Origin of the sequence: Natrialba aegyptia DSM 13077 (assembly GCF_000337535.1) — an archaeon.
Taxonomy (GTDB): Archaea; Halobacteriota; Halobacteria; order Halobacteriales; family Natrialbaceae; genus Natrialba; species Natrialba aegyptia.
This window is the reverse complement of record NZ_AOIP01000016.1, coordinates 281911-294660: the sequence shown is the minus strand read 5'-3', so window position 1 is coordinate 294660 and position 12750 is coordinate 281911. Positions and strand designations below refer to the sequence as shown.

The 12750-nt window shown below is 64.8% G+C and carries 9 protein-coding genes and 1 tRNA gene (1 of these 10 only partly in view); 4 read left to right on the top strand and 6 right to left on the bottom strand.

Going from position 1 to position 12750, the window contains the following annotated elements:
• Positions 1 to 15 precede the first annotated feature (15 nt).
• On the top strand, positions 16 to 870 hold the full coding sequence (gene hisG, locus C480_RS08075; RefSeq protein ID WP_006665121.1) for an ATP phosphoribosyltransferase: 855 nt from the start codon (positions 16 to 18) through the stop codon (positions 868 to 870).
• 99 nt (positions 871 to 969) lie between these two features.
• Here the strand turns inward: hisG and C480_RS08070 are convergent, their stop codons facing one another.
• Positions 970 to 1977: a DUF5784 family protein gene (locus tag C480_RS08070; RefSeq protein ID WP_083873355.1), complete on the bottom strand. Its 1008-nt coding sequence runs from the start codon at positions 1975 to 1977 to the stop codon at positions 970 to 972.
• A 130-nt stretch (positions 1978 to 2107) separates the two neighbouring features.
• Between C480_RS08070 and C480_RS23630 the strand changes: the two genes are divergently transcribed.
• Complete coding sequence (locus C480_RS23630; RefSeq protein ID WP_006110690.1) at positions 2108 to 2281, top strand: DUF5786 family protein; 174 nt, start codon at positions 2108 to 2110, stop codon at positions 2279 to 2281.
• A gap of 155 nt (positions 2282 to 2436) precedes the next feature.
• Here C480_RS23630 and C480_RS08065 read toward each other — a convergent pair whose 3' ends face one another.
• The gene (locus tag C480_RS08065) at positions 2437 to 3537 is read right to left on the bottom strand and encodes a YkgJ family cysteine cluster protein (RefSeq protein ID WP_049903420.1); all 1101 of its coding nucleotides are present in this window, start codon (positions 3535 to 3537) and stop codon (positions 2437 to 2439) included.
• A 79-nt stretch (positions 3538 to 3616) separates the two neighbouring features.
• On the opposite strand from C480_RS08065, the gene C480_RS08060 reads away from it, so the two are divergent.
• A complete protein-coding gene (locus C480_RS08060) occupies positions 3617 to 3886 on the top strand; it encodes a DUF7561 family protein (RefSeq protein WP_006665118.1) in 270 nt (89 codons plus the stop codon).
• 242 nt (positions 3887 to 4128) lie between these two features.
• On the opposite strand, the gene C480_RS08055 is transcribed toward C480_RS08060, so the two are convergent.
• A tRNA-Gly gene (locus C480_RS08055) sits at positions 4129 to 4228 on the bottom strand.
• 180 nt (positions 4229 to 4408) lie between these two features.
• On the opposite strand from C480_RS08055, the gene C480_RS08050 reads away from it, so the two are divergent.
• Positions 4409 to 6289, top strand: coding sequence for a helicase C-terminal domain-containing protein (locus C480_RS08050; RefSeq protein ID WP_006665117.1), 1881 nt, complete (start codon positions 4409 to 4411; stop codon positions 6287 to 6289).
• A 538-nt stretch (positions 6290 to 6827) separates the two neighbouring features.
• Here the strand turns inward: C480_RS08050 and C480_RS08045 are convergent.
• The 3 genes from C480_RS08045 to C480_RS08035 form a co-directional block, all read right to left on the bottom strand.
• Positions 6828 to 7820, bottom strand: a complete 993-nt coding sequence (locus C480_RS08045; RefSeq protein WP_049903415.1) for a hypothetical protein — start codon at positions 7818 to 7820, stop codon at positions 6828 to 6830.
• A gap of 131 nt (positions 7821 to 7951) precedes the next feature.
• Positions 7952 to 11125 carry a S8 family serine peptidase gene (locus C480_RS08040; protein WP_006665115.1) on the bottom strand — a complete coding sequence of 1058 codons (3174 nt, stop codon included), beginning with the start codon at positions 11123 to 11125 and terminating at the stop codon, positions 7952 to 7954.
• Positions 11126 to 11467: 342 nt separating this feature from the next.
• Positions 11468 to 12750: the 3' portion of a class I SAM-dependent methyltransferase gene (locus C480_RS08035; RefSeq protein ID WP_086009649.1), read on the bottom strand. The gene runs 25 nt beyond the window's last position; the window shows 1283 of its 1308 coding nt (coding positions 26–1308); the start codon falls outside the window, past its right edge; it ends in the stop codon at positions 11468 to 11470.

Sequence of the window (12750 nt, the reverse complement as noted above, 5' to 3'; positions counted from 1 at the left end):
CCGAAGGGTGTGGCAATGCGAATCGCCGTTCCCAACAAGGGCCGCCTGCACGAGCCGACGATCGACCTGTTAGAGCGGGCGGGGCTCCACCTCGAGAACGGTGCGGACCGCCAGCTCTACGCCGATACGGTCGACCCCGACGTGTCCGTGCTCTTCGCCCGCGCGGCCGACATTCCGGAGTACGTCGCCGACGGGGCCGCGGACATGGGAATCACCGGCTACGACCAGGTTCGGGAGGCACAGGTTACGGACGTGGCAGAACTCCTCGACCTCGAGTTCGGTCGCTGTCGGCTCGTCCTCGCCGCGCCCGAAGACGGGTCGATCGCGTCGGTCGACGACCTGGCGGGCGGAACCGTCGCGACCGAGTTCCCGAACGTCACCCGCGAGTTCTTCGCGGAGCGGGGCCTCGAGCCGAACGTCGTGGAGGTCTCCGGCGCGACGGAGTTGACGCCGCACGTCGAGATTTCCGACGCCATCGTCGACATCACGAGCACCGGCACGACGCTGAAGATGAACCGCCTCGGCGTCGTCGAGGAGGTTCTCTCGAGTTCGGTGCGGCTGTTCGCCCGCGAGGACGTTCGCGAGGAGCCGAAGATTCAGGAGGTGCGGACCGCGCTGGCGTCGGTCAAACAGGCCGAAGGCAAGCGCTACCTGATGATGAACGTGCCCGAGGACCGACTGGACGACGTCCGCGACGTGATCCCCGGATTGGGCGGGCCGACGGTGATGGACATCGCGAACGGCGGCGGCGAGAAGGTCGCCGTCCACGCGGTCGTCGACGAGCGGGCCGTCTTCGAGACGATCACCGACGTGAAACAGGCCGGTGCGAGCGATATTCTGGTGACGGAAATCGAGCGATTGGTCGAGTAACGTCGCGGCGAATCGCGAGTCATACGGACTGCTGTAAGTCATTTCCGGCACAACCGCGCCCCCTGCGGTTGCGCCGGTAAATCGTTACAGCGGACCGTCTCAGTCGATGAACTCGATCGCGTCGCCGAACTCGAGGGGCACCGATCCTTTCCGATAGCCCTCGACGCGGCCGTTCGGACGGGTCCGGTAGACGACGGCTGGCCGGTGGCGAACGTCCGGCTGCTCGCCGCGAACCGCCGCCCAGGCGTCGTCGCGGAAACTCGAGCAGTCGACGAACAACACCGCGCCGCCGCCGTGTTCCGCGAGCTGGCCGTTGGTCTTCGTTTCCGCCGTATCACGAACTGCCGCGACCGGCCCGGATGCGGCCCGATTTCCCGGCGGCTGCGGACGGGTCACCTCGACGAGCACGTTCGTCTCCTCGTCCTCCGCCCGGAAATCAAGCGAGTGACCCGTCGTTACCTCGATTTCGGGCGTGACCGTATAGCCCGCGTCGGCGAGGATTTTGGCGGCGATGAACTCGCCCATCGCGGCGCTCATCCGAACGCGGTCGACGTGGGCGCTGGTGCCGAGTTTTCCCGACATGACGTGTCGATACTCGTCGAGAACGCCGGTCGTGAGAAACTCCTCGAAGAATCGCGTCGCCTCCCGCCGACTCGCGTCGGGAAAGCCTGCCGCGTGCTGGCGGAAGAACGCCCGCGTCGATTCGCGCCCGTCTTTCGACATGAACACCGGCAGAAAGTACCACGAGAGGTGTGGATAGTCCGCGAGCCACGGATCGCCTTCGTGCAGCGTCGCGAGGAGTTCGCGCTGGGCCCACCGCGAGACGTGATAGGGAATCTCGTCCCAGCCGTACTTGTCCGTCCGCCACAGCGAAGAGGGCGTCTCGGTGTTGCCCATCCAGTAGGCCTCGTCGTCGGTACGCGCAAAGAGGGCGACGTCGTCGTTTTGCATCTCGAAGCGGTGTGTTTCCCAGTCGGCACCGATCTCGAACTGCGGCGTCACTGCACGTGCACCGATATTCGATCGAAGTGGCTGGAGAATCTTCTGTCGAACTCGCTGCTCGCTCCAGGATGTGGGCGAATAGCGAAAGCGAAGCGGCTTTGCCACACTCGTGTTACGGGGCGGCCGTGCATACGTTTTGCGAGACGTTTCAACCGTCCCGACCTCGTGAGTGACTTCGGATATGAACGACCGTTACATTGATATGCGAACCGACCCTACTATGTGTATACTTGCCATGTCAATGGGTGCCTATGACGAAGACGAACACGAGCGCCGCGAACAACAGGCGTCGAGAGTCGATGCCGACTTCGATGACGAACGAACGATATATCACGGCCGCGTAGAGTACGACGCCGGCGAATCCGCCGAGGATCTGTTGGACCAGTTCGAGGAGATCAAGTCGGACTAGTGGCGATCGATCCATCGCCGTTTTCCCCTCAATTACGCCCCTGAGCCGCGGCTACCCGCTGCACTCCACTGTCGTACTGACTCCTGTGCTCCTGCACTCGCGCGTTCACAGAGACCTCGCCGAGTTCAGCGACGATCGTATCCGACGGCCCTCGGTCACTCGAGTGCGTCCCAGCCCGGCGTCTCGGGAGCGCCGCGGGCCTCCTCGATGTCGACTGCGAGTTCGGCTGGCGGGGCGTCGTCCCCCGGTGTCGACTGCTGGTGGTGGCGGTAGCGCCGGGTCCACTCGCGGATGGCGGGGCCGACCCAGGAGCGCGTCTCCGACTCGCCCGCCGCGGCGTCACCGTCGGTATCGTCGGTATCGTCGTCGTGGTCGTCATCACTGTCATTGCCGGTGTCGCCGTCCATCGCCTCGAGCGCCCGCGCTTTCCCCCGTTCGTAGTGGGATTCGGAGACCGCCAGCGTTCCCGAACTCGAGGCGCTTGCGACCGCGAGACACTCCGCGCGGTCGGCCGGTCGGAGGGTACCGGCCTCGAGACGATCGATAACGCCCTCGAGTTCAGTCGGTCGGGGATGACAGAAGAGTTTCTCGCCGATGGCCTGCAAGCCGAGTAGCGGTTCGTCTGCGATTTCCTCGTCGGTGACGCGGTCGTCGACCAGTCGGTCGCCGCCGAAGGCGGCTTCGACGCGCTCGCACTCGGTTTCCTGGTCGAGTTCGAGATTGTGGGCGGGATAGGCCCCGCACTCGGTCGGAAAGTGGTCGTCATCGTGGATGCGACACTGGAGCGTCGTCGGATCGAGGAAGACGCAGGCTGGGAGCCACGTTGGCTCCGTGCGATCGAAGGGGGTGACGGGTTTCGGCGGTTTTCGGAGGCCGACGAAGAAGACCGGGCGGTCCGCGATCGCGGCGACGGCGTGCCCGTCGATTTCGACCGCTTCGCTCTCGTCGCGGGCGTGCCAGAACCGGGGCGTCATCGCGGCGGCCAGCCCTCGCTCCAGAAAGGTTCGGACCTCCTCGCGGGTGAGCGGCACGAAGTTGGCGTCCGAGTCGAACGGAGGCCGGTTCGTCGCGTCCGCGTCCGAATTGCCGACCCGACCGCGCAGATTTGATTCCGAGAGCCCCGCTTCGGAACTGCCACTGTCGGCATCTGTGCTGCACTCGAGTTCGGTTCCGTTCTCGCTCCCGTCACCGTCGCGCTCGATGAGTGCCGTCCAGTCCATACAACAGCCAGCACAGCCGTCACAGTGCACCTCCATAGTCGACGGTACCGCGGCGATCCGTATAATTCGTCGGTCGCGGGGGAACGACTTTCAGCGCTCGGAACAACCATCGAATATGACACCGAACGCCTGCGACGGCTGCGGGCGACCGGTCACCGTTGCCGGCGGCGTCGCCAACCTCTGGACCTTCGGCGAAAACGACGGCAGCGATGGCTCGGCGATCACGCTCGAACTGCAGGACGGGACGGAACACCTGCTGTGTCACCCCTGTCTCGACGTCGTTCCCGACAACCCGACCGCCGACGATATCGCTCGGCTCGAACGGATCGATCACGAGAACTCGCGGGTGGCTCCGGCGTCACGTTCGTCCTCGAAACACCCGTAGCTTTGATCTGAGTACGACGGCGGAGCAGGAAGGGGAACACGAAGACGCGGTAGAAGCGGACGTGGATCTCGTGAACGTGAGGTACAACGCAACACCCCTCAGTACCGAACGATCCTCGGAAGAGACATGAGTCATCGCCCGCGTTCGCGTTAGCCGGACCGAACGCGAGCCATGGACACGCAAGCCGCCCGTCGTGTGGCGGCAATGGCAACGGGAACGGTCATGTTTCCCGCAACCGTACACGGAAGGGGTGGGATTTGAACGCCACGAGGCATGCTGCCGCCGCGGGCCAGGGACAGTGTCGGCTGGCACCGCGGTGCTCTACCGCTGAGCGACCCTTCCGCACGTCAATCCGAGGACGGAATCCGTATTTGTAATCGGTCAGTTACCCCCGAGTATCCAGCGCCTACCGCCGATTCGATCCGCACTGACGAGTTCACGATCGCTCGCCTGAACTCGGTCACTGCAGCCGAACGGTTCAGCGCGAGCGACGCTCCGTAGCCTTTAGGAGTCGGCCGGTCCGTGAGTCAGACGGTGAATCCCGATCGGCTCTTCGAAGCCTTTCCAGCCCCCAGTTACCGCGGGAACCAGGAGCAGGCGCTCCGCGACATTCGCGATGCCTTCGCGGCCGGCAACGACGTGGTGCTCGTTCGCGCGCCGACCGGCAGCGGCAAGTCCCTTCTGGCCCGCGCCGTCGCCGGCTGTGCCCGGACCGTCGAGGACGCCGACCCGAGCGAGGCCACGGGAGCCTACTACACGACGCCGCAGGTGTCTCAACTCGACGACGTTGCGGCCGACGACCTGCTCGCCGACCTGAACGTCATTCGCGGCAAATCGAACTACACCTGCATCCTCCCCGAAGAGCGCAACACGCCGGTCAACCAGGCACCCTGCGTTCGCGAGCGCGGCTACGACTGCTCGGTCAAACACCGCTGTCCGTACTTCTCGGACCGCGCCATCGCCTCGAACCGGGAAATCGCGGCGATGACGCTCGCGTACTTCATGCAGACCGCCGGCAGCGAGGTCTTTCGCAAGCGCGACGTCGTCGTCATCGACGAAGCCCACGGCCTCGCCGAGTGGGCCGAAATGTACGCGACGATCCAACTCGGCCCCCGAACCGTCCCCTTCTGGGACGACCTGCGCGTCCCGCAGATCGACGGCATCGAACGCGCCGTCCGCTACGCCGAAAACCTCGAACAGACCTGCACCCGCCGGAAGGACGACCTCCTCTCCCAGGAGTCGCTGTCGCCACGCGAAGTTCGCGAACGCGACCGCCTGCAGGAACTCATCGGCGAACTCGACTGGTTCGTCTCGGACTACCGCGACCCGCAGAGTCCGACGACGTGGCTGGTCGATCAATCCGAGCCGCACGCGGGCGATACCGGCGACGGAACGGACGACGACACCGACGAGGCGCGGGGCGGCCCCCTGACCATCAAACCGATGAACCCCGAGAAGTACCTCGCACACACCGTCTGGGACCGCGGGAACAAGTTCGCCCTCCTCTCGGCGACCATCCTCAATAAGGCGGCCTTTTGCCGGCAGGTCGGACTCGACCCCGAAGCCGTCGCGCTGGTCGACGTGGGCCACACCTTTCCCGTCGAAAACCGGCCGCTGTACGACGTGACGCAGGGGAAGATGACCTACGAGCACCGGGACGAAACGACGCCGGACATCGCCCGCACCATCGTCCGTCTCATGCAGCGCCACCCCGACGAAAAGGGGCTGATTCACGCCCACTCCTACGACATTCAGGAACGGCTCGCCGAACTCCTGTGCGATTTCGGCGTCGGCGACCGCATCCGAGTTCACGATCGCGACGGCCGCGACGCCGACTTAGAGGAGTGGAAGGCAAGCGACGACCCTGATGTCTTTCTCTCGGTGAAAATGGAGGAGGCGCTGGATCTGAAGGGCGACCTCTGTCGCTGGCAGGTCCTCTGCAAAGCGCCGTATCTCAACACCGGCGATTCGCGGGTCGCCCACCGACTCGAAGAGGGCCAGTGGGCCTGGTACTACCGCACCGCGTTACGAACCATCATCCAGGCCTGCGGGCGCGTCGTCCGCGCGCCGGACGACCACGGCGCGACCTACCTCGCGGACTCGAGTCTCCTCGATCTGTTCGACCGCGCTCGCACGGACACGCCGGACTGGTTCAGTGCGCAGGTCGATCGTATGACCCGCCCTGACCTCCCGGCGTTCGATCCGCAGGCCGCCCGCGCTGGAAGCGGTACGGGGCGTTCAACAAATGGAGAAACGAACGCGCGTCGTCGCGGCCGTTCCGGGAGCCGACCGCACCGATCAGGCCGGTCGTCGAACTCCGCGACGAGTTCATCGAGTTCATCGAACTCGTCGCGTTCGTCGTCGAGTCCGCTCGCCGATGTCTGGGAAACGGACGGTTCGTAACTCGGGTTACTGATACGGACTGCTGTACTGATTTCTCGGCACACTCGCAGGACGGAGGACGCCAGTATGGAGGGTGCCAAGCCACAGGACGGGTGGGGCTGTCCCGGCACTGACAGCAGTCCGTATGAAAGCCGACGCTCCCTCTCGTGTTACCTATCGCTGCCCGCCAGCGATGCGCCCTGCGCTGCCCGGCGCGGACGTCCCATCCCGTCCGTCATCCGATCGGCGTTTGCGTTTCGTCTTCGAATCCGGCTCGGTACCCGCGCTAAAATGCAGCGAGAACGCCCGCGAACACCGAGGTCACCATGAGGAACGCGAAGACGAGCGCGATGATCTGGTTTCGGTTCATGGTTCCCATGATTCGCTCCGATCGTATGAATGTCACGTCCGTCGTCGACGTCGCGTTCGTCGTCGCCGACGCCCCCGTAATCGCTCGTCGAGTTGCACTGAACTCGTCTGTATCCGTGTTGTCAACTAATCAAACCCGTTGAAACCACAAAATAGCCAAATCAACGAAAACCGTCACAGACGGGAGCCGTTAGTCCCGCCGGCGCGTCGTCGCACCGAGAACGGCCAGGACGGCTACCAGCACGCCGAGCGTGATGCCACCGGTGAAGCCCGGCAGTCCGTCGCTTCCCTCGCCGTCGCTACCGTTCCCGTCGTCGGTCGTTTCGCCGTCCGTGTCGTCGCTTTCCCCGCCGTCGTCGCCATCGCTCTCTGCATCGCCGTCGCTGTCGTCGCCATCGGTCGCTCCGGCATCGTCATCGTCGCCGGCGCTTCCGTCACCGTCGCTGTCGCCCGTTTCGTCCGACCCGCCGTCGGCCGCTCCGTCATCCGTTTCGTTGCCGCCGTCGGTATCGTCAGTGTTGTCTCCGTTTCCGTCGCCGTTATCACTCGTTCCAGCGCCGCCCCCACCGCTGCTCCCGGAGCTATCGTCGTCACCGCTACTACCACCGCCACCGCTTGCAGGCGGCGACTCGCCGTCGTCGCCATCGTCTTCGCCACTGATTACCTCGCCGTCACTGTCGCTCACGAGCGAGTCGTCGTCGACGAACTCGAGTTCGTCCAGGCCGTCCTCGCCGACGGTAAACGTCACCGTTGCGAGGGTCGGTTCGTCGAGGCTGTCGGCTCCGACGACGGACTCGGTCAGGAAGAGGTGACCGGTGTCGGGGTCGACGTTGTCCTCGGCCATCCCGTCGAGATCCTCGAACGCGAAGTCAGCGACGCTCGTCGCGTCGGGATCGTAGCTCAGGTTCGCCTGAAAGCCGGCGGTATCGGCGGCCGTCGAGGAGATGGCGACGGTGATGGTCTCGTCGGTTTCCTCGAGGACCTCGAGCGTGAGCGTCTCGTCCGCATTGGTCGTAAGCAGTGCGCCCTGGTCGCTGGTCGTGTGGATCGTCGGCTGTGCGTCCGCGTCCGTTTCGGAGACGGGCGTCGCCGCCGTCGCTGCCGTCGCGGCCATCGCTGTCGTCACGAGGACGACGATCAGTGTGAGAACGAACAGTCGTGGCGTCAATCTCGTACGTGTCATTGGATCTGGAAATAATGTGAGTTCTCTGCAGCCTGCGGCCGCGAGGTCGGTCCTAGTACGACCCGCGGGTACAGACGGAATCGCCACGTGGCGATTCGATGGTGTGTTTCGTAGACTGTGCCGTCGGTCGCTTACGCGAGTGCTTGGATACCGTGCGTGTTGACGATCTCCTCGAGGATGCTCGTCACGTCGCCGGCATCGACTTCGCCGTTATCGTTCATGTCGGCGAGTTCCTCGTGGAAGGTGCCGTTCGGTTCCTCGCCGCTGAGATACTGCTGGGTGAACGTCGCATCAAGCGTGTTGACCGTCCCGTCGGCGTTCACGTCACCGGGCCAAGCCGACGCGATCGTTCCGTTGACCAGCGTGACGTTGACCTCGCCCGCTTCGTCGTTGAGGTAGGTGTTGTCCTCGTCGAACACGAGGTCGGTTTCGGTATCGCTCTCGGCGACGAACTCGAAGTCGATCTCGGCGAGGGTCGGCATCGCTTCGGTGCTGCTCTGGGCCTGTGCGAGCGAGACCGTGCCGTTCTCGTTGTCGATACTCGTGACCGGGTCCGCGAAGTCGACGCCTTCGACGCCCTCTACCTGCACGACGTCGGGATCGAAGTGGACTTGCGTCTCGTAGCCGGCCACGGCCTCGGCGCTCGTGTTGATCTCGACCGTCGTCGTCTCGCCAATGGATCCCATGTAGTCGCCCTCGCCGAACATGAGGGCGCTCTCCTGCTCGTCGGCACCCGAAACCAGGTACTCGACCGAGTTCGACAGGATCGCGTCGGCGTCCGCCGTGTAGTCACCGCCGGTGACGAAGGCCGTGTATCCCAGGTTCGACGCCAGGATCGTCGAACTCTCGTCGTCGACGGCGAAGCCGGACCCGACCGACTCTCCGGTGACGGTCGTCTCCGCGAGCACGTCGTACTCGGTGCCCTCGAACCAGGTGTGATCGCCGAAGAGCGCGTTGTGGAGGTCGACGGTATCGCCGGCCTCACCGACGCCCTCGAAGATCTCGTGGTCGGCGGTCAGTTCGTATCCGAGCGGTGGCGAGACGAGGTCGTCCTCGAACGTGGATTCCGGCTCGCCGGTCGCTTCGGAGTGGGCCGGAACGCCGTTACTTCCGTCGCCCCACTGATCGAGGTAGACGACGCCGGTGTCGCCCCCTTCGGTCGCGCTGACGAACTCGTCTGCGTTCGCCGTCTCGATGTTCTGCACGACGATCACGTCGTAGCCGTCCATCGCGTCCTCGGACGTCGTCACGACGGGATCGTACATTTCCGGAAGCGAACCGTCGAGCGTGTCGGCGACGGCCTCTCCCTGGGCACCGGCGTCGTCCACGACGGCGACGGGAACGTACTCCTCGAAGACCATCGTCGGACCGGTGCTTACGGTCAGTTCGTCGCCCATGCCGCCGATCGTCTGCTCGAGCGAGAGTTCACCCGCGGTGTCTTCGGTCGTTTCGACGGTGATCGTCAGGTCGCCCGAGATCGGTCCGCCGAGGTCGATCGGTTCGCCGAAGGCGGCTTCCTCACCCTCGACGTACAGCGTCGCGTCCGCGGGGTCGTAGTCGCCCGCGAGGTCGACGGTGACCGTTTCGGCGTTCGCAACGGTCGTCGTCACGTTGATCGCATCGCCGCCTTCGACGCCGTCGGGCTGGCCGTCGGCCAGTTCGGCGTCGAGCGCGTCGGCGAGTTCGAAGTCCTGGACGGTGGTGTTTTCTTCGGTGACGGTCACGTCGGCGCTGGTCGACTCGTAGCCGAAGCCGTCGACGGTGACGGTGTGGGTGCCGGCCGGAGCGACCAGGCTGTACTCACCGTTCGCGTCCGTTTCGGTCTCGAGACCGTCTTCGATGGCGACGGTTGCGCCCTCGATCGGCTCACCGGCGGCGTCCGTGACGGTGCCGTCGATTCCGCTGTCGAGTGCGACCATGTTCGTCGCGGCCGCGACGTCGATGATACCCATGCCGTAGCGGGTGTCGTACTCGTCGTCGGGTTCGTCCCAGTCGGCCGGTTTCCAGGCGGTCTCCTCCATCGCATCGTAGAGCATCTCGCGGTCGGCGTCGCCGCCGGAGGCGGCGATCATCAGCGCGAACGCCCCCGCGTGGTGCGGTGCGGACATCGACGTTCCCGAGTAGGTGTCGTCGTAGCCGCCGCCGGGCACCGAACTCAGCACGTCGACGCCGGGCGCTGCAGCGTTCGGCACCGTGTAGTTGTCGGGCCAGTACTCGGGCGCGTCGGGATAGGCCTCGGCCGTCTCGATCTCTTCACCGCTCGAGAACGAGGCGACGTTGTGCTCCGCGTCAACGGCACCGCTCGCGAAGTTTGGATAGATGTTCCCCGGCACGCCGCTGATGCCGTTGCCGGAGTTGCCGGCGGACGTCACGAGCACGACGCCCGCGTTGCGGGCGTTCTCGGACGGTTCCATCATCTGGCTGTCGTAGCCGTCCGCGCCGAGACTCATCGAGACCACGTCGGCGTCGGTGTCGTCGACGGCCCACTCCATCCCGGCGATGATCTGGGCGAACGTGCCGCCGCCGCTGTCGTCGAGCACCTTCCCGTGGTAGAGTTCGGCGTTGGGTGCGACGCCGAAGGCGGGCACGTCGCCGGCCGGATCGTCCGATCCGGAGACCGTGCCGCTCACGTGCGTGCCGTGACCCTGGCCGTCGTTCGGCTCGGAGTCGACGGGCTCGCCGTTGCTATCGAACTCCTGCCAGTTCTCGTCGGCGATATCGATGTCCGGGTGGTCGCCGTCGACGCCGGTGTCGAGCACGGCGACGCCAGCGCCCCCGCCCTGGGTGTCGTGTTCGTCCCAGACCTCGGTCGCGTTGATCATGTCGAGGCCGTACGTGACGTTGGCGCTCTCGTTGGCCGGCGAGTAGCTCTCGTCAGCGTCGGACTGGCTCTCCGGGAGCGACAGCTCGAAGTTCTCGTGAACGCGCTCGCCACCGGTGTACCGAAGCACTTCCTTCGGCGACACTTCGTCCGTGTCGACCTCCAGCAGCGCCGCGTTCGCGATCCAGAAGCTCTCGACGAACTCGACGCCGTCAGTCTCTGCCGCCCAATTCTGGGCTTTCACCTGCGACTTGTCAGCCTGCGATTGCATCATCTCGACGGCATCGGCTGAACTCGTCGCAGCGGCGGTGTCTGCGCTCTCGAACCGGACGATCATCTCGGTCGTGCCGTCCGCTGTGCGGAGCGACTCCTCGATAGCGTCCGCCGGTGCTGATTGTGATGTCTCCGTTGCCCCGCTCGATCCGCTGATCCCCGCCATTGCCGGGACCGACGTGATCATGAGGAGGGCAAAGACGACTGCCATACTCCGTATTACCGCTGATTTCGATGTGTGTCGACTCATGTCTCTGTCTGTGTCGCAACGTTTTCTTTTGCGACACAGTCACACTCTAATGAATATTTCGTTAAATGGTAATAACCATTCTCTACGGTAGAAATCGGCCAAAAAGTATATGTGTAGTAAGGGTAAACGCGCGCAATAATTCGCGTTACCGACCGTCTACTCTCGTTTTCAGCCGTTCTCCTCGCTCAAGCCGCTACTCAGTCTCTGAAAACTCGAGTTTCGGATATGTAATGGTTCTAACTGCACCGCTCAGGGTCAACAGCGAGTCTCACAACGGAAGCGACAGCACGTTCCGCAGGACCCTCACTCGACGGTCGCGTCGAGAACGACGTGGTCGACACCGGCGCTGTGGCTCTTGACGCGGCGGTGGTCGAGTTCAGTGAGCGTTCGGCCGGCGGCGTCGATGGCGGTTTCGACGCGCCGGATCGGTCGCTCCCAGAGCAGCGTTTCGGGAGTCGCCTCGTGGTAGTGGAGGGTCCCGCCGGGGACGAGGGCGTCGAGGGCGTCGTCGAGGAACGTGTGGGCGGCGTCTGTTCTCGCGGTGAACTCGGGGTCGGATTCGGGTTCGGGCTCGGATTCGGAATGGGGTTCGTGTTCAGAGATGGATTCCGCGTTCGTCCCCGATTCCGTTGTTGGTTCCGTTTTTGTATCCCCGTCTGAACGGCCGCCGCTGCCGTAGTAGCCCATAACGACGCGATCGGCGTCGATCTCGCCGGCCAGGTCGCGACAGTCGGTCATGTAGGCGTCGACGTGCTCGCTCACGTCGTTCAAGAGTGCGTTCTCGACCAGGTAGCGAAACGCGGTCGGGTTGATCTCGGTCGCCGTCACCCGCGCGCCGGCGCGGGCCATCGGCAGCGTGAAGTAGCCGATCCCGGCGAACATGTCGAAGACGTGCTCGTCGGGCGCACAGCGTTCACCCATCCGAACGCGCTCGGCCTGGTTGCCCGGCGAGAACATGACTGCCGTCGGATCGAGACCGTACTTCGTGCCGTGTTCCGTGTGGATCGTCTCCGTATCGCGCTCGCCGGCGAGGTGCCGCGTTCGCGGTTCGCGCATGCGACCCGCCTCGCCTTCGGTGGCGATGCCTTCGTCCGCGATCACGCTGTCGGCTTCGCCGTGGAGTTCGAGGAGGGCTTCGCCGAGTTCCCGTTCTCGGTCCCGTTTCCGTTCTCGTCCCTGTTCTCGCTCTCGCGTTCCGTCTTGGTCGTCCGGAAATCCATCCGGAACCGTGACCTGGATCACCGAGCCGATGACGGCCCACGAGTTCGGGATCGACTCGAGTGCAGCCTCGCTCCAGCCGCGCTCGGCGAGCAGGTCGGAAAGGTCGGTCGTGCGCGGTTCGGGATCGAGTTGCCGGACGACATCGAGCACGGCAGTCTCGGTGGGCGGCTCGGTGATCGGCAGCGCGATTCTTTCGGCATCGGTCTCGCGCACGCGTCGCGAGTCGTCGTAGACGCCTTCGGCGCGCAGCGATTCGATCGCAGTCTCCGTGCGCGGCTTTTCGACGACGGCGGCGAGCGGCGCGTCGGTGGTCGTTCGACCGAGGACTTCGGCGGCGGCCGGGTCGAGTGCCGATTCGGTTCGCC